24 protein-coding genes and 6 pseudogenes are annotated in these 25,704 nt (G+C 68.2%); 11 read left to right on the top strand and 19 right to left on the bottom strand.

Translation table 11 applies throughout. The features are described 5' to 3' along the window. Window positions 1-10: 10 nt before the first annotated feature. Window positions 11-544 carry a hypothetical protein gene (locus ACIP4Y_RS35470; RefSeq protein ID WP_401400364.1) on the bottom strand — a complete coding sequence of 178 codons (534 nt, stop codon included), beginning with the start codon at window positions 542-544 and terminating at the stop codon, window positions 11-13. Between the two features lie 148 nt (window positions 545-692). Here ACIP4Y_RS35470 and ACIP4Y_RS35465 point away from each other — a divergent pair, with 148 nt between their 5' ends. Next, window positions 693-1,298 carry a hypothetical protein gene (locus ACIP4Y_RS35465; RefSeq protein ID WP_401400361.1) on the top strand — a complete coding sequence of 202 codons (606 nt, stop codon included), beginning with the start codon at window positions 693-695 and terminating at the stop codon, window positions 1,296-1,298. Window positions 1,299-2,460: 1,162 nt separating this feature from the next. On the opposite strand, the gene ACIP4Y_RS35460 is transcribed toward ACIP4Y_RS35465, so the two are convergent. Together ACIP4Y_RS35460 and ACIP4Y_RS35455 are read right to left on the bottom strand one after the other, a co-directional pair. Then, the gene (locus ACIP4Y_RS35460) at window positions 2,461-2,793 is read right to left on the bottom strand and encodes a helix-turn-helix domain-containing protein (RefSeq protein ID WP_401400358.1); all 333 of its coding nucleotides are present in this window, start codon (window positions 2,791-2,793) and stop codon (window positions 2,461-2,463) included. Next, window positions 2,790-3,917: a tyrosine-type recombinase/integrase gene (locus tag ACIP4Y_RS35455; RefSeq protein ID WP_401400355.1), complete on the bottom strand. Its 1,128-nt coding sequence runs from the start codon at window positions 3,915-3,917 to the stop codon at window positions 2,790-2,792. The genes ACIP4Y_RS35460 and ACIP4Y_RS35455 overlap by 4 nt, the downstream gene beginning before the upstream one ends. Before the next feature lie 177 nt (window positions 3,918-4,094). Here ACIP4Y_RS35455 and ACIP4Y_RS35450 point away from each other — a divergent pair, with 177 nt between their 5' ends. Next, window positions 4,095-4,259, top strand: coding sequence for a hypothetical protein (locus ACIP4Y_RS35450; RefSeq protein WP_401400353.1), 165 nt, complete (start codon window positions 4,095-4,097; stop codon window positions 4,257-4,259). Then, complete coding sequence (locus ACIP4Y_RS35445) at window positions 4,259-4,441, top strand: hypothetical protein (protein ID WP_401400350.1); 183 nt, start codon at window positions 4,259-4,261, stop codon at window positions 4,439-4,441. Before ACIP4Y_RS35450 ends, ACIP4Y_RS35445 begins: the two co-directional genes overlap by 1 nt. A 312-nt stretch (window positions 4,442-4,753) precedes the next feature. Here ACIP4Y_RS35445 and ACIP4Y_RS35440 read toward each other — a convergent pair whose 3' ends face one another. Both ACIP4Y_RS35440 and ACIP4Y_RS35435 read right to left on the bottom strand, forming a co-directional pair. Continuing rightward, window positions 4,754-5,119 (bottom strand): transposase, encoded by a 366-nt coding sequence (locus tag ACIP4Y_RS35440; RefSeq protein WP_401400347.1) that lies wholly within the window; start codon window positions 5,117-5,119, stop codon window positions 4,754-4,756. After that, a complete protein-coding gene (locus ACIP4Y_RS35435) occupies window positions 5,109-5,396 on the bottom strand; it encodes a transposase (protein WP_401400344.1) in 288 nt (95 codons plus the stop codon). Before ACIP4Y_RS35435 ends, ACIP4Y_RS35440 begins: the two co-directional genes overlap by 11 nt. A gap of 394 nt (window positions 5,397-5,790) precedes the next feature. Here ACIP4Y_RS35435 and ACIP4Y_RS35430 point away from each other — a divergent pair, with 394 nt between their 5' ends. Beyond that, entirely contained in the window at window positions 5,791-6,546 is a 756-nt protein-coding gene (locus ACIP4Y_RS35430; protein WP_401400607.1) for a class I SAM-dependent methyltransferase, read from the top strand. Between the two features lie 271 nt (window positions 6,547-6,817). On the opposite strand, the gene ACIP4Y_RS35425 is transcribed toward ACIP4Y_RS35430, so the two are convergent. After that, a complete protein-coding gene (locus ACIP4Y_RS35425) occupies window positions 6,818-6,943 on the bottom strand; it encodes a hypothetical protein (protein ID WP_401400342.1) in 126 nt (41 codons plus the stop codon). Between the two features lie 402 nt (window positions 6,944-7,345). Between ACIP4Y_RS35425 and ACIP4Y_RS35420 the strand changes: the two genes are divergently transcribed. The 3 genes and pseudogenes from ACIP4Y_RS35420 (at window position 7,346) to ACIP4Y_RS35410 (ending at window position 8,637) form a co-directional block, all read left to right on the top strand. Then, the gene (locus ACIP4Y_RS35420; protein ID WP_401400339.1) at window positions 7,346-7,555 is read left to right on the top strand and encodes a hypothetical protein; all 210 of its coding nucleotides are present in this window, start codon (window positions 7,346-7,348) and stop codon (window positions 7,553-7,555) included. A gap of 101 nt (window positions 7,556-7,656) precedes the next feature. Then, a pseudogene (locus tag ACIP4Y_RS35415) lies at window positions 7,657-7,971 on the top strand (hypothetical protein); the annotation flags it as partial. Window positions 7,972-8,004: 33 nt separating this feature from the next. Next, a complete protein-coding gene (locus ACIP4Y_RS35410) occupies window positions 8,005-8,637 on the top strand; it encodes an HNH endonuclease (protein ID WP_401400336.1) in 633 nt (210 codons plus the stop codon). Here the strand turns inward: ACIP4Y_RS35410 and ACIP4Y_RS35405 are convergent. Beyond that, on the bottom strand, window positions 8,588-8,764 hold the full coding sequence (locus tag ACIP4Y_RS35405; protein ID WP_401400334.1) for a hypothetical protein: 177 nt from the start codon (window positions 8,762-8,764) through the stop codon (window positions 8,588-8,590). The two genes, ACIP4Y_RS35410 and ACIP4Y_RS35405, sit on opposite strands and share 50 nt — an antisense overlap. Before the next feature lie 217 nt (window positions 8,765-8,981). Here ACIP4Y_RS35405 and ACIP4Y_RS35400 point away from each other — a divergent pair, with 217 nt between their 5' ends. Together ACIP4Y_RS35400 and ACIP4Y_RS35395 are read left to right on the top strand one after the other, a co-directional pair. After that, a complete protein-coding gene (locus tag ACIP4Y_RS35400; RefSeq protein WP_401400331.1) occupies window positions 8,982-9,575 on the top strand; it encodes a hypothetical protein in 594 nt (197 codons plus the stop codon). A 28-nt stretch (window positions 9,576-9,603) separates the two neighbouring features. Continuing rightward, the gene (locus tag ACIP4Y_RS35395; RefSeq protein WP_401400328.1) at window positions 9,604-10,257 is read left to right on the top strand and encodes a hypothetical protein; all 654 of its coding nucleotides are present in this window, start codon (window positions 9,604-9,606) and stop codon (window positions 10,255-10,257) included. Window positions 10,258-12,207: 1,950 nt separating this feature from the next. Here ACIP4Y_RS35395 and ACIP4Y_RS35390 read toward each other — a convergent pair. Further along, window positions 12,208-13,257 (bottom strand): annotated as a pseudogene (locus ACIP4Y_RS35390) (transposase); the annotation flags it as partial. 84 nt (window positions 13,258-13,341) lie between these two features. Next, window positions 13,342-13,752 (bottom strand): RidA family protein, encoded by a 411-nt coding sequence (locus ACIP4Y_RS35385; protein WP_401400326.1) that lies wholly within the window; start codon window positions 13,750-13,752, stop codon window positions 13,342-13,344. An 809-nt stretch (window positions 13,753-14,561) separates the two neighbouring features. On the opposite strand from ACIP4Y_RS35385, the pseudogene ACIP4Y_RS35380 reads away from it, so the two are divergent. After that, window positions 14,562-15,985: pseudogene (locus ACIP4Y_RS35380) on the top strand (NF041680 family putative transposase). A gap of 510 nt (window positions 15,986-16,495) precedes the next feature. On the opposite strand, the gene ACIP4Y_RS35375 reads toward ACIP4Y_RS35380, so the two are convergent. The 6 genes and pseudogenes from ACIP4Y_RS35375 to ACIP4Y_RS35350 all read right to left on the bottom strand — a co-directional run bounded on the left by ACIP4Y_RS35375 (window position 16,496) and on the right by ACIP4Y_RS35350 (window position 18,865). After that, the gene (locus tag ACIP4Y_RS35375; RefSeq protein WP_401400323.1) at window positions 16,496-17,077 is read right to left on the bottom strand and encodes a GNAT family N-acetyltransferase; all 582 of its coding nucleotides are present in this window, start codon (window positions 17,075-17,077) and stop codon (window positions 16,496-16,498) included. A gap of 43 nt (window positions 17,078-17,120) precedes the next feature. Beyond that, window positions 17,121-17,261, bottom strand: a pseudogene (locus ACIP4Y_RS35370) (IS110 family transposase); the annotation flags it as partial. A gap of 252 nt (window positions 17,262-17,513) precedes the next feature. After that, window positions 17,514-17,741, bottom strand: a pseudogene (locus tag ACIP4Y_RS35365) (GNAT family N-acetyltransferase); the annotation flags it as partial. A gap of 3 nt (window positions 17,742-17,744) precedes the next feature. Continuing rightward, window positions 17,745-17,888 (bottom strand): hypothetical protein, encoded by a 144-nt coding sequence (locus ACIP4Y_RS35360; protein ID WP_401400320.1) that lies wholly within the window; start codon window positions 17,886-17,888, stop codon window positions 17,745-17,747. Between the two features lie 86 nt (window positions 17,889-17,974). Next, window positions 17,975-18,354 (bottom strand): annotated as a pseudogene (locus ACIP4Y_RS35355) (Hint domain-containing protein); the annotation flags it as partial. 166 nt (window positions 18,355-18,520) lie between these two features. Next, on the bottom strand, window positions 18,521-18,865 hold the full coding sequence (locus tag ACIP4Y_RS35350; protein ID WP_401400317.1) for a phosphotransferase family protein: 345 nt from the start codon (window positions 18,863-18,865) through the stop codon (window positions 18,521-18,523). Window positions 18,866-19,080: 215 nt separating this feature from the next. Between ACIP4Y_RS35350 and ACIP4Y_RS35345 the strand changes: the two genes are divergently transcribed. Beyond that, the gene (locus ACIP4Y_RS35345; protein ID WP_401400314.1) at window positions 19,081-20,271 is read left to right on the top strand and encodes a helix-turn-helix domain-containing protein; all 1,191 of its coding nucleotides are present in this window, start codon (window positions 19,081-19,083) and stop codon (window positions 20,269-20,271) included. Window positions 20,272-20,338: 67 nt separating this feature from the next. Here the strand turns inward: ACIP4Y_RS35345 and ACIP4Y_RS35340 are convergent, their stop codons facing one another. The 4 genes from ACIP4Y_RS35340 to ACIP4Y_RS35325 all read right to left on the bottom strand — a co-directional run bounded on the left by ACIP4Y_RS35340 (window position 20,339) and on the right by ACIP4Y_RS35325 (window position 24,622). Continuing rightward, entirely contained in the window at window positions 20,339-21,250 is a 912-nt protein-coding gene (locus tag ACIP4Y_RS35340) for a hypothetical protein (RefSeq protein WP_401400311.1), read from the bottom strand. Between the two features lie 751 nt (window positions 21,251-22,001). Further along, window positions 22,002-22,544, bottom strand: a complete 543-nt coding sequence (locus ACIP4Y_RS35335; RefSeq protein WP_401400308.1) for a hypothetical protein — start codon at window positions 22,542-22,544, stop codon at window positions 22,002-22,004. A 95-nt stretch (window positions 22,545-22,639) separates the two neighbouring features. Further along, window positions 22,640-23,209: an RNA polymerase sigma factor gene (locus tag ACIP4Y_RS35330; protein ID WP_401400305.1), complete on the bottom strand. Its 570-nt coding sequence runs from the start codon at window positions 23,207-23,209 to the stop codon at window positions 22,640-22,642. A gap of 114 nt (window positions 23,210-23,323) precedes the next feature. Beyond that, a complete protein-coding gene (locus ACIP4Y_RS35325) occupies window positions 23,324-24,622 on the bottom strand; it encodes a hypothetical protein (protein ID WP_401400303.1) in 1,299 nt (432 codons plus the stop codon). Between the last annotated feature and the right edge of the window lie 1,082 nt (window positions 24,623-25,704).

Raw genomic sequence — 25,704 nt, 5'->3', positions numbered from 1 at the left:
CACTGGGCCATCAAGCGCCCGGGGTTTCGCTCGCATCCGTTGTGTGGTGAAGCCTGGGGGGAGGGCGGTCCTGGAGTCCTGCGGCGTATCGAGCCCAGTTGCCTCCTGACTGAGTCCATGCGGTGGCTCCCTCGGGGCTGATGCCCAGAAGCTTTGAGAGGACCGCCGCCGGCAGTTGAGTGGACAACCCCATCAAGGCGGACGTCCGGCCCGGACGAGAGTAGATACCGAGACGCTTCAGCCGGACTCCCAGGTGATGGCTGCTGAGGTGTTCGCCCGCATAGGCACCGGGGAAGAGCCAGGTCGAATCGGATGTGGCGCCGATCGTGGTGTGTCCGCGTCGTCGGGCGAGAAGCCTTCGGGCGAGCTTGTCCAGAGGATCTGGCAGCAGCAAGGGCGTGGTGCCCAGCAGCAGAAATGTCTGTGACCCCTCGACCGTCACTGCCGTGGTCGGCAGCCGAGAGACAACGGTGATGTGCTGGGCATATAGCAGGACGAGGAGGCCGGCGAACCGGTCCTCGATGGCGAGGTCCTCATCGTGCATGAGGCGGCGGGTGATGGCCCAGCGCTCGTCTTCGTCCGTCGGCCGGACATGGCTCAACGTCTCGAACGCCGGGATCGCCAGGTCTTTGCCGATGTGCCGGTTCTTGCGGCACCACTCGATGAACCCGCGAGCTTTGTAACGGGTCGTTTTGCCGCTGTCGATCCACTCGTCCAGCCTGGGTGCACTGCCCGAGGCTGGCGCCCTGCCCGCGGAGCCAGGCCAGCAGGGCGACTGCGGCGCGGATCCCGGCCCGGGCGGTCGCGGCCTGGGTTGGCCTGAGGGGGCGATTCTCGGATTCGCGCCGGAGACGTCGCAGGTGGTGCCAAGTCGCGAAGCGCCGAACGAGCTTGCGCTCGTTGTCGTCCGTGACGGCCTCGGTTGTCGAGGCGATCCACCGTTCCAGGGCTGCGAACTGCTCGTCGCGTGGAGAGAGCACTCCGGCGGTGACGAGCGCGGCCCGCAGGAAGGCCACCGACTTGTTCGGCAGCAACGTGTCCAGGCCTTCATGGGTGAGGGGGCAGCCGCCGTCTACGAGCGCGTCAAGGACTATGCGGAAGCTGGGTTGCCCCAGCCGCTTCAGTCCGGCCTTCGCTCCGTCGGCGACCAGGACGTCGTACACCGGCTGCAGATCGGGACGTATCGCGCCGTCGCGGCAGAGCGCATCGCGAGCCTGCTGATCACGGACGCAGCTGTGACAGCGTCCGTAGCTGTGCAGGTACTCGACCGTCCCGCAGAGCCGACAGGGGTTGTGTGAGACCGGGTTCTTTCGCCAGCAGTCCCCGCAGAGGTGACCGGCTTCGGTCCGGGCGAGGGCGTACTTGTTTTTGCCGCAGCTCGCACACGTGCGGCGAGTGCGTGAGCAGGTGTCGCATCGGGGCATGCCGGTCGCGGCTCGGTAGCAGCGTTGAGGGCCTCTCCCGCAGAACGAACAGATCCGCAGCGTCGGCCAGTAGCAGGCACGGCAGAGCGGCCCGTCCTTGGTGCGTCGCCCGACGGGACGGGCCTGGTCGCAGAGGACGCAGATGATCACAGGGTCGGCCTCGTAGCGCGTGCAGGACGAACACAGCGGAGTTCCGTCTGGGCGGCGGGACGCAACGGGTTGGTCATGTCCGCAGTGTCCGCAGGCCGTCGAGTGGGCTTTGCGGTAACAGGGCAGGCAGCACCGCAGTCTGTCGACCACGTGCGTAAGCGGTCGGACCTCGCCGCAGCTGCTGCAAGCAGGCGCGGCGACGGCCACGCCGACGTCGATGAGCGCGGTGATCAGCCGGGCGGCCCTCGCTGATGCCTTGGCGCCCTCGCCGGTCAGCAGGCCCGGGGTGTCCTCGATCTCCCAGAGGAGGCGGAACATCGGGTAGACGTTGCCGACTGGGGCGATGGACTCGATGACCTGGCGGACGACCGCGGGGTCGGCATCGGGGCGACGGAGGAGACGGCCGCAGCGATCAGGCGGACGGGGTCGCCGTCGGGTAGCCGCCAGCAGATGCGGCAGATCGCCTCACCGGTGCGGGTGCGGCGATAGTCCCGGGCCGGCCGGGAGCACTCGACACACCTCAAGGATGCAACACGGGACTTGGAGTCGCAGGGCTGGCAGATGCGTTTGCCGTCGTCCCGCAAGCTGGTCAGCTTCTTTGTGCTGGAGCAGTCGGCGCACTTCGGCAAGACGGCCCGGCGGGAACCGTGCGCGAGCAGGGCCCGAGTGAAGTCGCCGATCACTCCTGACCCCTCGGGACGGCCGGAGGTCAGGAGGTCCGGGTCATCGGTAAGAGCGCTGGCCAGGCGGCGGCGCTTGGCCCGGGAGGCCGCCGCGTCGGCGACGGCCTGGCGGACGGCTTCCTCGGCCAGGTCCGGTTCGATGCCGGCCATGACAGAGACGACGGTGTCGTCCGGATCGGGCAGCGGAGCAGCAGATGCAGAGGTCATTTCTCCGGGCCGGTGATGCGTGCCCTCTTCGGGCGGAAGGTGCCGACGCCCGCCTCGGTGCCATCGGCCGCGGGTTTGGCGCGGGTGGCCTTGGCGGCGGCAGTCGGCTTGATCAGGTCGTCCATGGGACAGCCGAAGATGTCGATCAGAGCCATCAACACCTTCAAGCTGAGCCGTTCCGGCTTCTCCGTCACCAACCGGTAGACCTGGCTCGTGGACAGCTTCACCCCGCGCTCGGCCAGCAGCGGCTGCAGGGCCGCAGTGGTGAACATGCCCTTCCCGGCCATGATTTCGCGCAGTCGCCAGGTGTAGTCCAGCTTGGCCGTCATCCGGTACCTCCCAAGTCCGCGTCCCGTTCGAAGGCCCGGTCCAGGGCCTTGCGCATCATTGTGTTCATGAAGTCACCGCTGACCGCCGTGTAGATGGCTGTCGTGCTCGCGTAGCGGTGACCGACCTGGTCCTGTACGAACCTCGGGTCCACACCATCCTCAATCTGGTGCGTGACGTGGCTGTGACGCAGGGAGTGCGGGGTCAGCTCGGGCGGCAGGCCGATCGCGTGCCGGTAGGTGGTGAACCGGTCGTTGACCTCGCGCGGCTGCAGACGGCCCCCGCGTTCGGTCAACCACAGTGCCGGGTGGTCCGGGGCGCCGAACCGCGGCCGGATGTTGATCACGTAGTCCTCAACGGCCTCCGCCGCCCAGGGCATCACCGTGGCAACGTTCCGTCGCTTCGGCGGTGAGCCCTTCGTCGCCTTGCCCCAGCGGACCTGCAGCATCCCGTACCGGCCCAGCTCAGGTGCTGCCGCGTTGCGGTGGAAGTCCACCAGGTCGAGCTTGCAGCCTTCGTTGCGGCGCAGGCCCCACCCGTAGAGCACCTTGAACAGCGTTGCGTCGCGATAGGCGGCCAAGGCGCCCTTGCGACGGCTGCGGGCCGCGACGTCGATTCGGTCGTCGCAGTAGTCGAAGAACTTCTGCAGCTCCTCCCGGGTGAACGGCCGTCTCTCTCCCTGGCCCTCATAGTCGGTCAGGTGCTGAACGGTGTTCCACTCGTGACAGATCTGCACCGGGTGCGTGCCGAACCGCTTCTCGCACTCGGCCGCCCACTCGTAGGCCGAGCTGACCAGGAAGTCACAGAACAGCCGCACCGTCAGCTGGTAGGACCGCAGCGTCGAGTGGGCCAGCCCCTTCTCGCTGATCAGGGACACCATCCATTCGTCCATGTGCGAGGCCGTCCATTGCCACGGGTACTCGTTCGTGAACTTCGCGAACCGGCGCAACTGCCCGTCCCGACCAGCGACCGTCTTCGCCGTCAGCCGCCGGCCGCCCCGCTGCTGCTTGGCGAACCCACTGAGCATCGCCTCGAAGACCGCGTCCTGGGGATGCAACAGTGCGACCCCGTCCACCAGCTCCAGCCGAGCCGCCCCCTCGATGGGCGGTCTTGCACCGTTCGACACCCTCAGCCCCCTCCCTTTGAGTGCACGAATCTTGCATTAAACGGGAAGTTGTAGGCAGGCTACCAGGTCAGAGGGTTGCTGTACGGTGGCGGAGTCGTCGAGTGTTGTCCGAGTTCAGAGTCTTGAAGCCCATTCGGATCGTGCATCGGATGCAATACCGCGCACTTCCTGCGGGACATGGTGATGGACCGCTACGGCGACTACTGCGTCATCTTCGACGCCGACCGCGAGAAGGTGCCGGTCTTCACCGCGCTCGGGCAGTGGGTCGGCGAGGCGGACAACCCCGACGCCATCGCCACCCTCATCGACATCCACGAGCGCGTGAACGGCGGTGACGCCTGATGGCCACGACCAGCACGCAGACCCGCACGGTCCTGGAGCGGTTCCCCGCCGGAGGTCCCCGCGGCTCCTGGCCGGCCGAAGAGTTCGCCGCCAACCAGCGCGCCCAGGGCACCAACGCTCAGGTCGTCATGGACCTGCGCACCGACCAGTTCCTCGTGGTCACCGACACCACCACCGAGTAGCACCACTCCGAGGGCCGCGCCCCGCCCTTCCCGGCCGGGCGCGGCGCTCCGCACGTTCCCGCCCCTCACCGGCATCCCACCCGCGTTCCAGCATCTGCACGCCCGCGCCATCGACGCCGAAGCCGCCGCCCAGGCCCTGCGGGAGGACAACGCCCGGCTTCGCGACCGCGTCGCCGTCTATGCCCAGGTCATCCACGAACTGCGCACCGAGCTGGACCGGCGCACCGACACCAGCAGCCAGCGCAGTCCCGTCCGGAGCCTCCCCACCAGCATCACCTGACGCGCGAGGCAGTCGCGGCCTGCCCAAGGACGTCAAAGGGACTGGTGACCGGCGACGTCCCCGCCGGGGTCGTCGGAGCGTTTGACGATGTCGAGGGTGAGCTGGAGCTTCTCGGCCGCCCAGTCGACGAGCCGGCCCGTGTAACCGTCGTCGGCCCAGACGAGGCGGACAGAGAAGTACAGCCTGCGCAGCCGCTCGAGCAGCGTCACGGCCGCGTCCCGGTCCTGCACGCTCGCCGCGGTCACCATCACCGCCAGGACCAGGCCGAGGCAGTCGACGACCAGGTGCCGCTTGCGGCCGGCCACTTTCTTCCCGCCGTCCCAGCCGGACGTCGAGCGGGGGATGTTCGCCGCCGCCCGCAGTGACTGCGAGTCCACGATCCCCGCGCTAGGGTCCACCGCGCGGGCCCTCCTTCTGCCGAACTCGGTCACGCAGCCGGTCGCGGAGTTCGGTGAGCAGGCCCTGGATCTGCCAGCGGCGGGCAAAGGCGTGCACCCGTTTGAACGGCGGGAAGCCGCAGGGCAGATTCGCCCACTTGACTCCGTTGTCCACGACATAGCGGACTGCATCGATCATCTGCCGGTTGCAATACCCCTCCGGGCGGCCGCCCCGCCCTTGCAGCCAGGCCGGAACGGGCAGCAAAGCCCGGACAATCTGCCATTCCCCCTCCGTCATGTCCGAGCCGTAGCAAGGGGCACGGTCTGGGCCGTCCGCCGCATTGCCGAACCTGTGCGCAAGGCAGTCACACGCAGGAGACGACGAGTTGGACTCCACACACGCGAGCGCGAAAGACTGCGGCAACAGGGCCTCCCGGAACCGCTCGTTGGCTTCGACAACCCACGAGCTACCGCGAGGCCCTGCCTTCATGCGCCGACCCCACCGCGATCACCCGACCAAGGCCCTCGTTCGACCAGACAAGCCCGTTTGTCGGTAAGCGGATGGCTTCTCAGACGGACAACTGACAACCCCAAACACCGTCAGAGCCATCCTTGCGAAAACCATTGGTGCCCGGCTTGCTCCGCTGATGGACTGACGTCCTACCGTGAGTCGCGTGACGGAGGTAGTGGTTGTGACAGGTTATGACGTGCTTGCCGAGGTGTACGAATGGCTCATCTCGGATGCAAAGTTGCCTCCAGCCGAGTTCGCTGCGTCGTTCGACGACGTCCTCAATCTCCTGCCGTCGAACGCTCAGGTCCTTGACTGTTCGTGCGGAACCGGACAGTTGGCGGTTGGCCTCGCCGGTCGTGGCATGCAGGTTGTCGCAACTGACGCCAGCGAGGCGATGGTTCGTCGGACTGCAGAGATGTCTGAGGAGTTCGGGGCATCCGTCCGGACCGTACGGGCGGACTGGGAAGAGTTGCCCGACCATTTCCAGGACAACACGTTCGACATGGTGTTCTGCGTTGGCAACTCGCTTCACCATGCCACGGGCGCGACAGGCAGGGGTGCTGCTCTGGAGTCGATGTCACGGCTTCTGCGCCCCGGCGGACGCTTGGTACTCACATCCCGCACTTGGGAACTCGTGAGGGCCAGAGGTTCCCGGCTAGAGATCAGTGACCGACTCGTCCGCCGGAACGGTCGCGATGCCATCGTGGTCTACCGCTGGGAGATTGCGCCGCATTGGGAGGAGGAGCACCACATCGAGATTGCGATCGCGCAAGTTGATGCGACCGGATTGGTTCTTGTCCGCTCAGAACTGCTGTCCTGCTGGCCCTACCGGTACGAGGAACTCGAAGTCGAGCTGCACCGGGTCGGACTCCAGACGGAACTGAGCACGTTCGATCTTGAGGCCGAGAACTACATGGTGGTCGCGAGCAAGGTATAAACACCGGACTCTCAGTCCCTGGCCGGACCGCGCGGTTGCTCGCAGGACGCTTGCGCCCTCTCATCGGTGCGGGTTGAAGTGGTCAACGCAACGCCTCGGACGAGGAGTGCTAGTCGATCAGACGACGGTAGATCCGGGGTGACGGTGTGGCGCTGTTTCCTGGTCGCATCCAGATCAATGAGCAGGATCTCGTCGATCAGCGGCGTGAACGGATCCATCTTCGACGGCCGCGCCGAAGCGGTTGTCGTGCGTGGCTGCGGCCCAGCCGAGGTCAGGGCCGGTTGACCGTGCTCCAGGTGACGCCGTACTTGCACTGCAACGCCCGGTTCGACATGCCATCGCGGGAGTCGCGCCGCAGTGCGGCGTACAACTCGACCTTCGACTGGCCAGGCAGCATCGGGGGTGCTCCTTTACTGAGCACATCCAGCTTGACACCGCAACCCCGATGCTGACGTCAGAATTCGCGAACATCTTTCTGGGCCATCACCTGGTGCGGTCAGCTTTCACGAACAACTGACGTCACCAACTACCGACAGAACCACGCACTGCGGAGATTCAGATCGCACACGACTACGGAGCGTCTTCGTCATGTCGTGGACTGCATCAACAACGGCCACTGGCATCGGAAGCAATAGCTCGCAATAAGCGAGAGAACAGGCGGCAGGCACAGGGCATCCGGACTCACCGAACTCCTGGCCCGCGAACTGCGCGCCCGCGGCCTCCAGGTCGACGTCGAACACCTCCACTGCCATCTCCCGCGCGTCCTCAAGGCGACCGACACCAGCACCGGAGCGTGCGCATGACCACCACCGGCCTGTACGACCTCGTGACCAGCGAGGGTGACAACGGCACCATGCACCCCGCCGAACAGCTGTGGACGCCGGGCGAGGACGCGGTGGAGAACGGCTGCATCGTCCATCGCGGCCTGTACGTCACCGGCATCGACGACCCCACCGACGATCACCTCTACCCGGTCGGCTTCGTCTTCCTTGGCAAGTCAGCGTGTTGAGTCAGGCGCCCCGAACTCGAGGTCCGTATCCACCATGGCTTGCCACAGCGTGCGCGGAGTTCGCCCCTTTGAGTGGATCATTGCGTGGCGTGGTGCCGGGGGCGCTGGGCGCCGCGCAGGGCGGTCGGCGGGTGCTCAAGGCAGTGTGCCGGCTGCCGGTGCTGGCCCGGCGCAAGGTGGCCCAGCGCCCGCTTCTGCCCAAGGAGATCGACGCCGAGCTGGTGCCGCCGGCGTGGAAGAAGGCGGTGTACTCCAACACCGCGCTGCCTGAGGGCGCGGTGGACCGCGACGCCTACGTGGTGTGTGTCCTGGGGCAGCTGCACCGTGCGCTGACCCGCCGCGACGTCTTTGCCTCCCCGTCGAACCGCGTGACGATCGACCGACGGCTACGGATTGTCAGCGCCCTGTCTTACGATCCCGCCTAGCCAGCTACGGGCAGGAGGGGTGCAGTGGAAGCTATTCGCCGAGGCGACAGAGGCAAGCAGAAGGCCTGGGTGTGGCTGATGGTGCTGACTGCGCAACGTGGCCTGTGCGTGTATTGCGGCCGCTCCCCGTCCACCACACTGGACCACGAAAGGCCGATCGCCGGGGCAGGCCACGACATCTGGTGGAACTTCGTCCCTGCCTGCAAGCCCTGCAACCTCCGGAAGAGCAAGCACGAGAGCGCCGCGCATTGGGTTGCAGATATGGACATCTGCCACCGGTATCCGGAGCTGACGCGCTCCAAGTGGAGGATGAGCCCGAAGGTCTTCGCCGGCATCACAAGGCGCGTGGAACGCGTCCAGCGAGAGATAGCCGACGCGGATCGCCGCGAGTGGTTCGAGCTGCACTACGGCGAGGAGAAGTGGGGAAACAAGACTGAGCTGTTCAAGATCCTTGATCGCTGCAAGGCGGAGCTCAAGGGGTACCCGCACTACCCATGGCGGACCCCGAAGGTCAGGGAGCTGAAGGGGCACTGCACGCGCCTGATCTGCTGCGGTTACTTCCATCCGCAGGCGAGGCTCCTGCACGCGTTCCTGGAGCGGGAGGAGGTCAAAGCCTTCCAAGCGCGCCGTCTTCAACGAGCGCGCGCACGAGGGTGAAGTGCTCGGCCGCCTCGTCCGGGAGTACCTCGCTGACAGGCAGCGCGATCTCGACGACGAGGCATAGTTGTGCAGGCGAGAGAAGAGGTCGATACAGCACTTCGCCGCCGCTGACCTGCACGAACATCAGGGTTGACTGGAAACCGCACGTCCCTGGTCGACCCTGGCTTGCTGAGAAGCTGGGCGTCACCGAGTAACCCGCTGCCACCCCGGACGTGTAGACGTACGAGCTCGCGCCTGAACGGATCGGGCCGGTCCACCGCTTTCGGTGGGCCGGCCCGATCCGTTGCTGCGGCAGGCATCCGGTTGATACCTCGGCCACCCGGCGGCCCAGTTCTCCTGCCATGCTGGCTGCCCACGCCTGCCGGTCAGGGCCGGAGGGGGATGACGTTCGGTGCCGGCAGCTGGAGCTGCTGGCGCAGTGCTTCGTTCTCAGCGGTGAGCTGACTGAGTACGCGGACGAGTGCAGGGACGCCCTCACGCAAGCGGGCAAGCTCCTCGCTCCCATTGGCAATGGTCTCCTTGAGCTTCACGATCGTCGAGCGGAGTCGGGCTTCTACGTCGGGGACAGCGCCTCGCTCCTGGACGCGGGCGTGGAACTCGTTGCGGAGATCCGGATGGCGTTGGGTGAGGGCGTTCAGGGACCTGCGCTTCGATCGCAAGGGCGTGGCGGGACTGGCGGGAGGTGCTTAGACGGCGCCGGCTGCTCCTACTTCGGCCACGACCCGTCCTCAGCGGCCGAGCGTGTCGGCGACAACGTCCGGCTGACGTTCGACGCCGACGCGAAGGACGGAAGCCGGGTGATCGAACTGCCGGTGGGCCAGGTGCGCGCGCTCGTCACCGGTGCCGAGGCGGACTTGCGGGACTTCCACAGCCTTGCCGGAATCTGGCCGAACAACACCTGCCGACACACACCGCCGCCGTCACGGCCGCCTTGACCCGGGCACTGGACCTAGAGCTCACAGAATGACCAGCTTCCTGACCCACCGGGCGCTTGTGCACGACGCCCGGCCCCCCGTCCACCGGCGGCACAGCGCGCTGCGCACATGCCTCACCGTTTTTGCCCCTTACGGCCTGCGGGCGACATACCACCACCTCACGCTCAGCGCCGCGATCCCCCGACGGCTGGAGGCGGACCCGGACGCGCTGGCACGGGCGGTGGAGGAACTGCACGAGGCGCGGGCGCTGTGGCTCGTGCGGGCAGAGGAGTATGCCGTGCAGCGTCGGGCGGAGAAGCAGGCCGGGCGGCGGGCTGTACCGAATCCTCGTCCGTGGTGGCTGCGGAACTGGTGGGAGAGCCCAGACCGTGCATGGTTCGAAGACCCGTTTCGCCACCCGTTGCTGCGACTATCCGCGTACGTCCGGCGGCAGAACGCGCTACTGGACGGCGCCGATCTGCCCGGCTGCCCGGCTTGCGGGGACGAGGGACCGCGAGTACTGAGCTCGACCGGGCATGACTGGGTCGCGCTGTTGCGTGGGTGCGCATGGGTGCTGGCGCCATGTCCGTGCGGCCAGCGGCACCGGCTCGTACCGATGACCCCATTCAACTGGAACGGGATCTGGCAGCGGGCGCACATGAGCGATGACGGCACGCCGAACCCACACTGGCCTGCGAGATAGCCACTCGGATGCGGCACGGCGAACGCTCGGGAGGCCAAAGCCCTTAAATCACGGTGAACCCACGCGCAGGACCACGACAGCCATCAGCTGACATACAGGTTCCGCCCTCCCAACGCTCAGCATTCCGGGAACCCGCGCACCTTCGGACGTACGGACGGCAAAGCGTCCTTACTCCTCGCCTTCCACGGCGCCGTTCTTGCCGGTCTGGTTTCCGTCGCCGACAAGGACCTCCGACCGCAGCTGGTCGACCTCCTCACCGACCAAGCACCCTCACCGCGGGAATCAGGAGACCCCGATCATGCACCCGATACGCCTGATCTCATTCGGCTACCCGCACCTGCCCGCGGCCCCGGACGGTAGTCCGATCCTTGCGGCCGCTGATCGCGTCGAAGACGTCCGCAGGCGACTCCGCGACCCGGCAGTCGCCCCCGACATCCTCGACCTCGATGGCCTCACCCACGCGTCCAGGCCGTCGTTCTGAACACCGCCGGCGCATCCGAACTGCTCGACACTGGTGTCCCAGCGTTCTGATCTGCTTGCCGTCCAGCACATATGTCGGTCTCACGGCCCGGAGGATACGTGCGGGTCCGCCCCGTGTCTCTCCTATTCCGGCCGTCTGCCCTTAGGCCGGAAAAGGGCAGCCGGACTCACCGAACTCCGTGCCCGCAAACTGCGCGCCCGCGGCCGCCAGGTCGACGTCGAACACCTCCACGTCCATCTCCCGCGCGTCCTCAAGGCGGCCGACACCAACACCGGAGGGAGCGCATGACCACGCGAGGCGACCGTCATCCCGTCGACGCCGTCCTGCGCGTCGTCCCAAGCCGGCGCCCCGCTGAACCTTTCCACGATGCACGGCCTCGGCCCGGGGCCCCATCTGTACCCAGCCCGAGCCCTGTCCGGCGTCTAGTGTGCCCGAGACCCATATGCCGCAGTCGGCGTCGGCGGAGTAGCCGGGGACCGGAACGCGTGCCCCCAGACGCCGGCCCCGTCGACGAGCGGCACTGGCCGGGCGCCCTCGACTGTCGCGTCGAGCGGCAACAGCGCGACGTCCACCCCGCCCTGCCGCCAGGACACTACGTCGCCCGGGCCCGGAGGCGGCCGTTCAGCAGCGGAAAGTCAAAGTCCGCAGGCTTGCCGGGGGCCTGCTCTGCGTCATTTGGCGCCCCGAGTGCCCGGGTGACGACATGGGCGCAGGTGCACACCACATCGGCGGCTACGAGGAACCCTGCACCCATCACCTCACTGGCGGCCGAGTAGATCCGCACCTGCGATGCCTCAAGGACGTCACTCCCCCCAGCAGCCATGGTCTCCCCCGGTTCTCTGGCTTGGCGCGTGGCGCCACAAGTCAGCATCCCCCGGCGCGGCTGCCTCTCACAACGGAGGTCTTGCCACCCGAGCGCTCCGGGACGGGAGCCGTAAGATCGAAGTCGAGCATCTGTACGTCCATCTGCCGCGCGTGCTGAAAAGGGCCCGCTGGGCTCTCGCACCAGCACCGAGCAGGAGACTACCCGAGGATCCGTTCACGCCCTCTTCCCCGAGGACCAGGCAGCCGTCGATAAGTTCCGAGGGATGCTCGCCGGCGTACGCACCCGGGGGCCTTGGACGTCGGCCGCACCTTGATCGTCCGATTCGGTCCACGGCCATCGAGCTGACGGTCCTCGGTGGGCGTGGCAGCAACGTCCAGGCGCTGCAGTACCTCTTCATGCCGATTTCCCTCATCAGCTGACGGCCATCCGGGCTGCTCCAGAAGGGCCCTGCCCACCGGCTTTCGGAGGGCAGGGCCCATCTTTCGATTCCAGTGGCAACGGCGCGGGACCGAGCGTCGCGCACCGGCCCGGCCACCCGGCGCCATCGGCTCTATTCGCCCTGCTGCAGGTCGAGGCAAGGCGCGGTGGCCGAACGCACCGACGGTCGGTGATTACGACGTAATCACCCTCTAGCGACTTCCTAGGAGCCCGTCTTTGAGGACCACAGCCACACCGCCGGCGCCTCACGGTCCTTCGACAGGTGCTCGATCTCCAGCCGGATCAACGTCCTCTCAACCAAGGGCAGTTCACCTTTGTGGTCCAGCCAGGCAGCCCGGTGGGTCAGTCGCGGATGGACCCGGTCCCACGCCGGTGTGACGGCCTTGCCGTAGTTCGCGGTGGCCGTGCCGGTGGTAACCGCCGGGTCGGGCCAGGTCTCCGGTTTGGCGAAGCGGAACTCCGGACCGTGCTTGGGCGGTCGGCCGCCCTTGGGGGCGTAGATTCGCGGCAGCTTCGGTAACCGCATCACGCGGTCGCTGCGGATCCGCCCGATCAGCTCGACGGGCAGATCCCGCAGAACCCAGGCCAGCCGGGTCACGTCGTATCCGGCGTCCGTGACGATGACGATGTCCGGCTCGCCGGGCTGCCACTGCCCCGCGGCGATGAGCCGTTCGACGACGTCGCGGAGCTGAGCGGCAGTGACTGCCGTAGCGTCGTCGGCCGGACCGAGCCGGACCGTGTCCGGGATCTGCGTCCAGGACGTGGCACCCATCTCCAGCACCGCGACGAACGAGTACGGCCAGCCCGGGATGAACTGCGAGGCCGTCTTCGCCCGGCCATAGACGTGGCAGAACAACCGGTCCGGTGAACACGGTGCGTCCGAGCGAAGCCACGGCGAGACGTCCACCGCCAGTACCAGACGGCCGTCCGGGAACCGGGGCAGCGGCAGGTCGGCCAGCAGCGACCGCAGCCGCCCGGTGTCGATCCGGCCGCGGTTCAGGGCGTCGTACATTGCGCCATGCCCGCGCCGGTGCTCGGGCAGCAGCGTCAACTCCACCGCCGAGTGCACCGCACCCGGCGCACACAACACCGCATCCGTCAGCTCGAACAGCTCGTCGCCCCGCACGGTCAGACACGCGTACAACTCGTCCCGAAAGCGGGACGCTTCCGCGAACGCCTCATCCACAGCGGCTTCAGGCAGCAGACTCACCCTCACGGGCTTCGTCGTGGTCAGTGCACCTTGGTCGGAGCACATGATCAGACGGTGGCCGCCTCGGCGTCCGGCACATGACCATGCGGGCGAAGCAGTTCGAGACGCTGTTCGAGGCGTGAGGGCCGCTCAGTCGGGCAGCGCGACGGTGAGGTCCACCTCGACCAGCTGCCCTGCGAAGCCCAGCTGCGCAACCCCCAGGAGCGTGCTGGCGGACGTGAAGGCCGGCCCGAGGGCGGAAGCGGTAAGCCGGTGCCAGGCGAGGCCCAGGTCGTCCCTGTCACCGCTCCGCACGTAGATCACCGAACGCACCACGTGCTGCGGCTGAGCATTCACCGCCGTAAGGGCAGCAAGTGCGTTCACGACAACCTGATCGACTTGCACCTCGAGGGAGCCCGGGCCGACGAGAGAGCCGCCCTGGTCGAGGGGGCACTGCCCCGCCAGGTAAGCCGTTCGGCCGGTCTCCACCACGGTGATGTGGTGGTAGCCCGGCGTCTCATGCAACTGATCGGGGTTGATGCGGCTGATCTTCGCTGTCATGCCGCGAGTCTGACCAGTCTGCCCTCGACACGCACCCCAATTTCCCCACCGCGCGACCGTCCGACCCGGCGCTAGGTTAAAGAACAAGCTCAGCTTGTCGTTTGACCATCATGCCGTCGGGGCTCATTGACAGGTAGTTTCTCACGGATCAGGGCCGGATCTGAAAGATCCAAGAGGGGGGTGCGGCGTCCGCACGCATACTCTGCCGGAGCTGCCACAGCGAGGTCGCATAGCTCGCGTATGCCTGTTTGTAGGCATCGCCTTCAAGACTCGCGCCCGAGCCAATGAGGTCTCGGATGGCGAGCAAATGCCGGTGGACGGTCTCTGCTGCGCTGACCACGGGGGGTGAAGCCGTGACCAGCAGACGTTCCCTCTGTGCGAACAACCCAGCTTCCAGCCGGGCGTCGCGGCAGGTGTTCCACCGATCAGTGTGAGTCGCGCTACGCGCAATGCGCCGCAGTTCTTCATGAGATGCATTGCACGCGAGCGCGAACGCGACATGCACCTCCTGCTTCTGGTACCCGTCGCGTGTCTGACGGTCGCGTCGGGCACGTAGGTATTCCGACCATGATGTGCCAGCCAGTGTTGTAAGAGCACCCAGCGCAGTGCCTACGAGCGCAGCCCACTCCATCTGCTCCCCCACGCCTCGTTCAGCGGTACCCCATCGGGGCGCCAAGCCTCCGGCCTTCCTAGGTTTTCCCCACCTTGGGTCTGCTTTCTCCCCATCCTCAAGTGAGCCCGACACGCATCATCGAGGAGGCCATCAAGCGGGCACTGCACAGCATGGCTCGCGGGACGAAGGAGTGGGAATGCTGTCCCGCTTCCGGAGCGAGGTCCATGCCTGTATGACTGCGCGGGGCGACGCGCTGTTCGAGCTATGCGACGCGCTGCTGTGCACGGACGGGCCGGTGCGGACGCTGGTCGACCTGGCACTGGCGCCGGAACACCGCCGGGGACACGGAGCCCTCTACGGCGGCCTCAACCAAGGACGGATCGATGTGGCCCGGCTCCGTCGCGCACTGGCCTCGATGCCGTTGCCGAGGGCGGCGGACGGTCGGATCGTACTGGCCGCGGACGTCTCGCCGTGGCTGCGTCCAGACGCCAACACCTGCCCCTACCGGGCCTTCTGCCACACGTTCGGTCGCGGCGGGGCAAAGCACCAGATGATCCCTGGCTGACCCTACTCGATCGTGGCCGCGCTCGAAACCGGCCGCACCTCGTGGACGGCGGTACTGGACGCGGTCCGCCTGGAGCCCGGCGCGGACGTCGCCGCGGTGGCCGCGGTCCAGCTCCGCGAAGTCGTCGAGCAACTCGTCGCCGCTGCCAGTGGAAGCCGGGCGCCCCCGAGGTCCTGGTCGTGCTGGACGCCGGACACGACGCGCCCCGCATCGCCCACCTGCTGGGCGACCTGCCCGTCGAGGTCCTCGGCCGGCTGCGTTCGGACCGGGTGATGCGCAAACCGGTCCCGGTGCCGTGGATCTCACTGCCGCAGGGAGGCCGGCCGCCCAAGCACGGCGGCGAGTTCATCCTCGGTGATCCGGCCACCTGGGGCGCCGAGCAGGCCGTGACAGTTACCGGCACCCGCCTCTGCGGGAAGGCGACCGCACAGGCGTGGGACCGGCTCCATCCGAGGCTGACCCGGTGGGCGGCCTGGATGGACCACGAGGGGCCACTGCCCATCATCGAGGGAACCGTCATCCGCCTGACCGTGGAGTAACTGCCCAGCGGCGGGGTGAACAAGCGGCTCTGGCTGTGGTGGTCTGGCACCGCCGTCACCGAGGCGGACCTCGACCGCTGCTGGCAGGCCTTTCTGCGACGCTTCGTCATCGAGCATTTGTTTCGCCTGTTCAAGCAGACGCTTGGATGGACCCGGCCGCGGCTTCGCAGCTCGGAGGCGGCCGACCGGTGGACGTGGCTGGTGATCACCGCCTATGCCCAGCTCCGGCTCGCACGCCCATGGGCCACTGACCTGCGGTGCCCCTGGGAGAAACCAACCGAGCCGAACAGGCTGACGCCCGCCCGTGTCCGGCGGGGGTTCATGAACCTGCGCGCGAAGACCGGCTCTCCGGCCGGTGCGCCGAAACCGTCCCACCCCGGGCCCGGCCGGCCACCGGGCTCGAAGAACCATCGCCCGGCCACTCGCCATGACGTGGGCAGAGTCCTCGCGACCGGCGAGACATACAGCCGACCCGCCCACCACAAGGCCGGCACGAAACCCCGCCGCACGGGATAAACGACAAGCTCAGCGGGGCCGGTTCTGTGTCAGTCTGGCGAGGGATTCGGCCAGCGGGCTGAAGGCGGGGAGAGCCGGTTGGGTCGGGTCGTCTCTGCTGGAGAGGCAGAGCTGTATGCGTCTCGACTGACCCGCGGTTCGCCGTAGGTCGGCCTGTCAGGGGGTGCTCCCTCCTCGGTGGGGCAGGCGCAGCCCTACCACGGGCGTTGTCGGGGTGCCAGGCTTGCCGAAGGCGACCGCGAAGCGGCCCGGCCTGGCGGCTCGGCGGCGGCCGTGGTGCCCTCGTGACGCCCGTCCGGGGAGGAGTGCACCACGGCCCACCCATCAGCCCCCACCCACACACCGCAAGATCACCCGACTCCCCCCGGCCCCCTCCGAAACATCTCAGGGGGCTAAGAAGTCAAGCTGTCTCTGTTTCATGAGCGCGAACGATGGGCATAATTGCATGATTTCGGTTCCTGTGGGTTGCTAAGGCATAGTTCGGTCCGACTTGGTACGGCCCTCTCTTCGTCAGCCCTCATGGACGCGGGCGTGCAGATGCATGTCGTGCCAGCCATCAGCGTGAAGCAGTGCCCGCCGCCGTACTCCTTCCAGGGTGTATCCGGTCTTCTCGGCGATGCGGCAGGATGCACTGTTCGCCGTGGAGTGGCCGAGTTCGAGTCGGTTGAAGCCGGCCTCTTCCAGTGCCCAGCTCGACACTCGGGCCACTGCCCGGGTGCAGACGCCATTGCCGCGGGCCTCGGGGGCGGTCCAGTAGGAGATCTCTGCTTGGCCGCCGGCCATGATGATGGACTGGAGGGATACCCGTCCGAGGAGCGTCTCGTCGTCACCATCGACCACGGCCCAGTGGCAGGCGGTCTCGCTCTCCCAGCCGCAGCGCCACTGTTCGATCCATTCACGGGCCTCGTCTTCGGAGTCAGCTCTGCGCAGGTGCCAGTGCTGGATCGTCGGGTCCTGGAACACTCGCGCGACGGCGGCTGCGTCGGAAGGCAACCAGGGCCGCAGCAGCAAGTCGCTGTCGATCGGCAACGACGGCTGGTCAGAGGTGTTGAGCGTGCCATGAGGCATGACGGCGGTGACCAGAGAAGGCATGATCGACATCATGGCAACCCTGTCTTTGGCTCGCGCTGCCGGGTCAGGCTGGCGCTGGGAGAAGGTGTGCGAACGCTCGTTGCTCGTGGTGTTGCCGGGTCTTCAAGCAGTGGTGGACCTGGTCGAGGAAGCGGTTCAACAGATGACGCCGGGCACCGACGTGCCAGTCTCCGTGTTCGCGTCGAAGGGCCTTGTCCTCCAGTCACCGGAGGGCAGGGCCCTTCTTGCGTTCCCAGTGGAAACGGCGCATGACGGAGTGCCGTGTTGCGGCTCGACCACCCGGTGTCACCACCTCAGTCGCCCCTGCTGTGGGTCGGAGCAGGACACGGTGGCCAGACGCACCAACCGTCGGTGATTACGACGTAATCACCCCCTGACCCCTTCGCGCTCACCCTGCTGCGGCTGAGTAATCGTCAAGACCTCTGGATGCGTGTGGTCAGCTGGTCGTCAGCTGCCATCTGATCTCTCCGTCATGCCACTGGTTGGTGGGGGTGAGGCCAGCTGCGGTGGCGACGGCGGCGGATACCTTGTGGTCCGGGTGGATGTGGGCGGTGACCGTGTGCACCGCATACTTCCGGAGCCATGCGACGAGTCCATGGGTAGCTTCGGTGGCGATGCCGCGCCGCTGCCAGCGGATCCCTACCACCCAGGCGATCTCCGTAGCGATTCACCGCTTGCACAACGGCCGCCGCGCTTCCCGTTCTGCGGCCCGCCGCCGCTCCTCTTCCACTTCGGCCTGCGCGGCCTGGCGGCGGTAGAGGGCATCGCCGTCGGGGTCGTCGAGCGCGTCAGTCAGCGTCTGCTCGCCCATCCGTTCCACGCCGCACCGATGGTCGCGGGCTTCTCGTAGCGGGTGGCGATGCCGTGCCACTGCTTCAGGCGGTTGATGCACCGCTGATCGTCGATCGTCAGGTTGTAAGTGCGTGCGTGCCGGGTGAAGGGACGGTTGTCGGTGATGATGACCGTTTCACCCTTGTCGGTGCGCAGGGTCATGCCCGGGACGAGCTCTCCCGCCGGGACCCAGTCATGCCGGGGGGAGACCACAGGGGGTGTTCATGGGTGGCGGTGAGCTTCTCGATGCCGTCCTTGGTGGCGATGGACAGTTCGTTGAAGTGCTTGTCTCCGTCTGTCCGGATCAGGCTAGTAACCTTCCGGGGGGCCGTTTCTCCGGTTTTGGGGTCGGTTGCCAGGACCCTGTCGCCGAGCTTGACCTTTTCGATGTCCTTGGTGGAGCCATCAGCTAGGAGGACAGCTGTGCCTGCAAGGAAGCATTCGCAGTCAGGTAGCGGAATGTCGATCTCTTTGCCAGCGTTCTTGAGGAGTTTCTTGCCGAGTGTTCGGACGGCTCCGGCAACGTTGAGCGCGCTGTAGATGTCGAGACGAGTTTGAGTGTCCTGGTAGAGCTTGGAGCTGGTGTCGACGCCTTTACTGTCGACGAATTCGTCAGGTGCGCGGATCGAAGCCGTAGGCATCCGACAGGCGTTGGTAGTCAGCCCAGGGGCGCCCATAGCGCAGGTAGCCGACGAACTCGGGCATCAGGTCCCACTCGGGTGGCCCGAGGCACATGAAGTCCAGATCGCACAGGACGGCGTGTCCCTCGGGTGCGCGCAGCATGCTGCCGACGTGGGCGTCGCCGTGGATGACGGCACGAGGCAGTGCGAAGTGAGGGCGGAGCAGTTCATCCGACAGGCTGTCGGCCCCAGGTCGTGAAGGAATGCGACGTTTGCTGGTGACACATGACTCGGTGCCCGCCGGAGTCGGGCACGGGCGACGCCGAGGGGGTCCCATACGGGAACCGAAAGGGTGCCCAAAGCAGGCCAGATGTGGTCGCTGACGAAACGCCCTGCCGGCGACGGCGACGGCCTGTGCCGTCGGCAACTGCCCTGCCTCGCGCTGTGGAACCGTCCCCGGCCCGCAAAGCGTGCACATGAGGGGGAGCACCGGATAGCTGTGCTCCCTCGGGACGGGCCCGCGGGCCGACGGACGATACGAGTACGGACCACATGGCTGCAGTTCACGATGACGTAGCGGAGTTCGCGTTACTGCTCAGGCGGCTCAAGGAGCGCACCGACCGCAGCTACGCGGCGCTGGCGCGGCGGCTGGACGTACACGCCTCCACCCTGCACCGCTACTGCACCGGAGAAACGGTCCCGCAGGACTTTGCCGGTGTCGAGCGGTTCGCAGTGCTGTGCGGTGCGTCCGTCGAGGAGCGCACCGAGCTGCACCGCCGGTGGGTCGTGGCCGACGCGGCCCGGAGACAACCCCGTCCGCAGGAGGGACGGCGGGCAGCGGTTGCTCCGGGCGGTGACACCGGTCCCGCGGTCGTCGCCGATCCCGCGCGGCCCGTCCCCGCAGCCGTCCCCGACCGACGGCCCCGGCCCCAATACCGACCCCGGCACCGGCCGTGGTCCCGCCGCCGCTCCCTCCGGTCCGTCGCCCTCGCCCTCGCCCTCGTCGCCGCGCTCCTCGGGCTCACCGCGTCCACCGCCGGTCACCTGCCCGCGCCGCACCGGGCAAGGGCCACCGTCCCCGCCCCCCTCACCTGGACCGCCGACGACCACACCCTCGGGCTCAGCAGCTGCGGCGAGGACTACGTCGTCGCCCAGCCGCCGCAGAAGGTGCCGCCGCCGCCCCACCCCGAGGACATCGCCGCGTGGGCCACCTCCCAGCGGGCGGTGCACGCGGGAACGGCCGGTGTGCGGATCACCGTGCAGGGACGCGGCTCCGCGGCCGTCGTCCTGGAGGCGCTGCACGTGCGCGTCACCAACCGGGCCACCCCCGCCGCCGGCCGGGGCACCGTCTACTCCCTGAGTGACGGCTGCGGCGCCGGCATCACCCCCCGTTTCTTCTCCGTGAACCTCGACGCGTACCAGCCCGTGGCGCGTTCGATGCCCGGCGACGACGGGGCGGGCACGCCGGTCCCCGCGATCGGCTTCCCCTACCGGGTGTCCCTGCAGGACCCCGAGGTCCTGATGGTGTCTGCGCGCACCGAGTCCTGCACCTGCGACTGGTACCTCGACCTCACCTGGTCCTCCCAGGGCCGTACCGGCACGGTCCGCATCGACGACCACGGCCGCCCGTTCCACAGCACCAGCTCCAAGGGGCTGCCGGGCTACCGGTACGACCGCATCTCCTACCGCCCCGGCCGCTGGGTCCCGATCCCCGCCGCGAACATGGACGCCACCGCCGGCTGACGCAGAGACACCGCCGAGCCCGCCCCCGGACGCAGCCGGAAGGGGGCCTGACGGGGCAGCCGCACCGTCAGCGGGCGCCCACGGTGCGGATGTCGGCGACATCACCGGACGCCGGGTCCAGCCTGACCACCAGACGGGTCGTCACCGTCGGCGTCTCCCCGCCGCCGAAGGCGTGGGTGACGGCGACCTCGCCGGTGCGGGCGCCCTCGGTCACCGTCCAGTCCACGGGCACGTTCTGGGCGCGCAGGACGCCGTCCGCCCCGTTGGTGCGCTCCCAGGCCGCCAGCCGCTTGGCGTAGGCCGGGGTGAGGTAGTGCGTGCGCAGGGCGATGGCCAGGGCCGTGTCCGGGCCCACGGGGGCGTCCTTGGCGTCGACGTACGCGCCGTAGAAGTCGGCGACCCGGGTCACCGAGTCGCCCGTCCTGCCGCTGACCGACCGCGCCGCGGCGGGCGCCTTGGGGCGGGCGGTGCTCGTGACGCGGATGTCGGTGATGCCGCCGGCCGGCTCCTGCTTCACGACGAGCCGGGTGGTCGTCGTCAGGGACTCGCCGCCGCCGTAGGTGAGGGTGACGACGGCGTCGAGGCCGGTGGTGCCCTGGGTCACCGTCCACTCCACGGGCACATCCTGGCCGCGCAGGACGCCGTCCGCCCTGTTCGTCCGCTCCCAGGCCGCCAGCTGCTTGGCGAAGGCGGGGGTGAGGTAGTGCGCGCGCAGGGCCTTCGCCAGCGCGGAGTCCGGGCCGGCGGCGTCGTCCTTGGCGTCGACGTACGCGCCGTAGAAGTCGGCGATCTGGGTCACCACGTCGCCGTTGTAGCCGGTCACCGACCGCGCCGCGGCGGACGCCTGGACGGGGGCGGGAGCGGGGGCGGCCTGCGCCGTCGCCTGCGCCGACACGCCGAGCCCGACGGCCAGCAGGAGCCCTGCGGCGACGGCCGCGCGGCGGCCCGGACGACGGCGGGTGTGGGTGTTGCTGCTCATGTCGTGACTTCCTTCGTGTCGTGGTTCGTCGGGGCCGCTCCCCACACCGTGGGTGCGGCCCGCGCCGGCTCTCCGCCGCGCGCACCCGCCCCGGGACGACGCCGTACGTCGGTCATCCGGGCCCTGCGGGCATACGGATGCCCGGTACGCGGGCTCGGGACGGGAGTCGTCACCGGTCCGCTACGAGGTCCTCGGATCGACCCGGCCGGTGCGACACCCACAGCTTCGAAGACGCCGGGAGACCACCGCAACAACCTCGGTCCCATCCGCGACGACGCAACCATCCCACCCGTCCTGACGTGCAAAGACGTGGTGTGCATGAGATGCCGTCCTGGGTTGCGGGGACGGCCCGCGTGCGGCGGGAGAGGCACACGGGGAGATCCTCGTGGCGCCGGGGCGGTCACCTCCTGCCCATGCGTCCGGTCGGCGGCAGGGACGGTGACGGCATGCACTACTTCAACAGGACCGGACGGCTCGCCATCTTCACCGGCACAGACACGATGATCGGTCAAACGTGGACGTGGAAGCCTGGGACGGGCCGACGGGCGTCACCCTCGTCGTCGCCCCCCAGCACGGCACCCGGCACCCGGCGGCGCCCGGTGACGGACTATCCGGACTCCTTACGCCTGGAGCGGGCCGACCAGGTGGTGGCCGCCGTTTCCGCGCCAACGGCACACCCCTCGTCGGCACAGCCCCAGCCGACCCCGCCCGGAGCTCACCCACCCAAGCCCCTGTAAGCGGCCTGGCAGCATCAGTTCTCAAAGGCGAGGCGGAACAGCCTCTCGGCCTTCTTGGTGGCGTGGTCGGTGCCGCCGCAGGCCGGGACGACGCCGTTGTCTGCGGTGACGAGGTAGGACCGGCCGACCTCGAAGGTCCATGCGTCGGCGTTGCCCTGGTCGCTGATGAGCCGGGCAGACGCCGCGTTCCCGCCGCGGAACCAGTGGTCGATGCGGAAAGCGACGCCGTCGCCGTTCCGGGAGGTGACTGTGCCCTTGAAGGCGATGGGGTACTTGCGCAGGGTCTCGACGGTGGGTTCCACGCACTGGGCGGCGGCTGCTTCGGGGTCCACCGCCTCGGGGGTCAATGTCACAGGCGCGCTGATCGGTGTCTGCCGGCCCTGTCGACCGCTGTCCGCCGCAACCTGCCAGACGACACCGCCGCCCGCGACGAGTACGGCTGCGGCTGCGGCAAGCCCCAGGTGGCGACGGCCTCGCCCTCGCATCGTGGTCCGGACGGCAGGGTTGGCGTTGCCGCGCGCAAGTTCCGCGGCCCTGGATGTGGTGTCGGTGGTCAAGGCGGCCTCCATGAGGCGGTCGATGTCGGGGGGCGGAGTCGATGAGGTCGGTGCCGGGTCTGCAGCCCTCAGCCGTGCCAGCAGTACGTCGTCGTTCACCCTTCGCTCCTTCCTTCACCTCTGTCATGTCCGGTCCGGCGTCTGGTCTTTCGCTCGAGTTGCACGGCGAGTCTGCGTTTGGCCCGGTGCAGCCGGATGCTGACCGCATTGGGGGTCAGGCCGGTCGCCTCCGCGATCTGGCGCGGCGCCAGTCCTTCCCAGGCCCATAGCAGCACGAGTTCGCGGTCCAGCTCGCGGAGCGTGCCGAGCGCGGCGTACAGGTCGGTGTGGTCGGCGCCCGCCGCCGGGAGCGGTCGCTGCGCGAGGGTCAACCGCTGCATCAGCCGACGCCGACGTCCGTCCGCCCGGCGGGCATTCGCGAGGCAGCCTCTCGCCACGCCGTAACACCAGGGCAGTACGGTGTCTGGATCGACCTCCGAGCCCGTGGCGAGCGCCGGTAGGTCGTCGATGCGACGCCACAGCGCCAGTAGCGTCTCCGACAGGATGTCTTCGACAGCGTCGGCGTCCGCCCGTCTCAACAGAAACCTGTGCAGCGGCTCTGCCACCACGTGCACCAGTGCTTCGAAGCGCGTCCGCAGCTCCCCGGACGTCTGTTGTTCCGTCATGGATTCCACACCCCCGCTCTGTCCGGCACTGGCTGGTTTCTTTCAGCACCGCGGGCGCATGGAGGTGAACAGCCGCAGCCGGCCCGCTTGGCCGGCTGCGGCCGGCTCGCGAAATCAGCGCGCCGACTCGCCGTTTTGAGCGGGTGCGGTGCCGTCTGCGTACGGCGGAGAGTCGCTCAGGTGCGGGTGGTGGCTCCATTGCCGCCGGTGGTCGGCGTGCTGGTGGCGGCCGTGTTCTCGGTCCCGGCCGTCGTGCTCGCCGGGACCTTGCTGGTCACCGTCGTCCAGCTGACGGTCACAGGGATCGTGCTCGTGGCGCCTGTCCTCGCCCTGGCGGGGTTCGCAGCGGTCGGGATCGTGGCGCGGCCCGGCGTCTGCACGGTCCCGGTCGTTGTCGGGGAGGTCGCAGTGGCGAGAGCGGGGTTCGTCGTACTGGCGCGCGACGGTGTGCCGACGGGCCGCGGCCTCCGGCTTGTTATCCGACCGGCACGTCAGCGGTGGCGCAGGCGCGCTCGCGTGGACGGTGGTGTCGCCGGGCGGTGCCGTGGAGGGGAGCTGGGGCAGCCGCGACGACGCCGTGCTCGGCTGCGTCCGATGCACACCACTCGGCGTGTCCGGAGACGGCGCGCTGCGAGGTGCGGCACTGGACGGGGGCGGGGCAACGCGAGGTGCGGCACTGGACGGACCCGGCTCCCCGGCAGCGCGGGTCGCTGTTCCGCCGGTCAAGGAGGCCAGGATCGTGGTGCCGGCCGCGGCCAGGAGAATGACCGTGGCCACCGCCCATCCCATCGAACGGTTCCACAGGCGGGCGTCGCGCTTCTTCGGCACGGGTCCCCCGGTGGACGGGCGCCGCCCCGCGGACCGCAGGGCGTCGGCTGTGCCGTTGCGCCGCGCCGCGAGGTAGTCGTCGGCCCGCCAGTCGAGCACACCCTCGGCGAGGAGCAGCGGCAGTTGCTGCCGCGAGTGGTCTAGCTGGTCCAGCGCATGCCGGCAGTGGGAGCACTGACGGCTGTGGCGACGCAGGTCGGGGAGGTGGTGCAGGTGGCTTGTGCGGGTGACGGCCTCGATGAGCCGGTTGTAGCGACGGCACTGTTCGTCGGCGGCGAGGGTGAGGTGGGCCTGAACGCAAGAGATGCGCAGCAGCTTCAACGCACGGTCGAGTTCGTGGCCGGCACGCTCCGGATCGAGGCCCACCAAGGCGGCAGGCCCACTGATGTCCTCGCCTTCCACCACCGTGTGCCACAACAGGCACTGGGCGAGCTCCGGCAACTGGTGAAAGGCACGGTGTATCAGACGGCGGTTGTCCGGCGGATGGGCCCCGGGCGCGGGGTGCGGGTGCCCGCCGCCCGTGCGCAAGCCCGGGTGCAACAACTGGGACCTGCCGGTGGTGTCCCACTCCAGCGCGATGCGCATGACGGAGTTCAGCAGAGCGGGGCGCCATGCGCACACCGGACCTGACCCGCGATGGGCGCTGCCGAATTTCCGCATGAAGGCGGCTGCGGTGAGGATTCCGGCGTGGCCGGCGGACGCGGTGCACAACGTGGCGTAGGTGTGTACGGCGTCCCAGTGCCGGGTCATCAGTTCTGTCACGGAGCGGTTGACCGATGCGGGGCCGTGACTTCCTGTGAGATATTCCGCGAGAGACATGTCTGACGGCCGGAGGGATCTGTCGTGCCCCAGAGGATGAGTGTCTGAGGGATCAAGCACGAATGTCGTCCCCTTTCTTGTTGCTGACCAGCTGGTCTGGCCCGCCGACGGGGACGACGGCGGATGCGCCTGTCTCCATGGAAAAGGGTCGGGCGAATTCCGGACGCGGCCCCCGGGGCGGCGCCTTCGCCGGTTGGGATTCTTGCTGGCGGCAAGTGCTGTGCGTGCGGTGTTCGCAGCGCGGGGACAGCGTGCATCATCACCATGCACCGAACAAACGAACAAAGAACCACCTGCTCCAACAATCCTGACCATGATCTTTCCCTGACGAGCCATCAACTCCCCTGCGCCCGGCCCCTGAGGCCGCACGCCAGGCGTAGCGGCGGGAGGAAATGACCACTTCGCGACCTCTGGCAGGGATTCCTCAAGCGCTCCTCACGCTCTGCAGAAGTCCCGTGAGAGAACTACTGACAAGTAATCTCAGAGCCTTCCTGGGTGTGCGACCGAATTGTTATCAGCAGCTCTCCATGCGATTGCGCAGCGCGCAACCGAGCCCTTTCTGTTGAGCTGGCGTTACCACAAATGAGCATCGGATAACGGAGGGTCGAGAGGTACGGACGGCGCGCTGACGATGGCGGACAGACCGTGGCGCCAGCGCCGCGTCCGACTCGGGCGATACAGGAGAGCCGTCGCCTGTTCCCTTGATAAGGCAGGCTGCTACAGATTCTTCTCGTGGCGCGTCGGGATGTCGCGGTGTTCGCGGTCGACTGTCGACCAGTCCTTCTTCACACCGAAGCGCGCGACGTACTCGTCGTTCGACATGATCCGAAGCCTCGCTTGAGAAGCGC

The organism is Streptomyces sp. NPDC088810, assembly GCF_044750305.1.
In the GTDB taxonomy this organism is placed as follows: domain Bacteria; phylum Actinomycetota; class Actinomycetes; order Streptomycetales; family Streptomycetaceae; genus Streptomyces.
This window is presented reverse-complemented; position numbering and strand designations above follow the sequence as displayed.